The sequence below is a fragment of the Neisseria sp. P0014.S009 genome (genome assembly GCF_051958155.1).
In the GTDB taxonomy this organism is placed as follows: Bacteria; Pseudomonadota; Gammaproteobacteria; order Burkholderiales; family Neisseriaceae; genus Neisseria; species Neisseria flavescens_C.
Genome location: NZ_JBQCVS010000153.1, coordinates 1 through 260, shown reverse-complemented (window position 1 = coordinate 260; position 260 = coordinate 1). Strand labels below are relative to the sequence as shown.

The 260-nt window shown below is 40.0% G+C and carries 1 pseudogene; it reads left to right on the top strand.

Annotated features, from left to right (window positions below):
* Positions 1-145 precede the first annotated feature (145 nt).
* Positions 146-260 (top strand): annotated as a pseudogene (gene ybcW / locus ACTHS4_RS12085) (protein YbcW); the annotation flags it as partial.

Sequence of the window (260 nt, the reverse complement as noted above, 5' to 3'; positions counted from 1 at the left end):
GTAACAAAGTGCGGTCCTGCTGGCATTCTGGAGGGAAATACAACCGACAGATGTATGTAAGGCCAACGTGCTCAAATCTTCATACAGAAAGATTTGAAGTAATATTTTAACCGCTAGATGAAGAGCAAGCGCATGGAGCGACAAAATGAATAAAGAACAATCTGCTGATGATCCCTCCGTGGATCTGATTCGTGTAAAAAATATGCTTAATAGCACCATTTCTATGAGTTACCCTGATGTTGTAATTGCATGTATAGAAC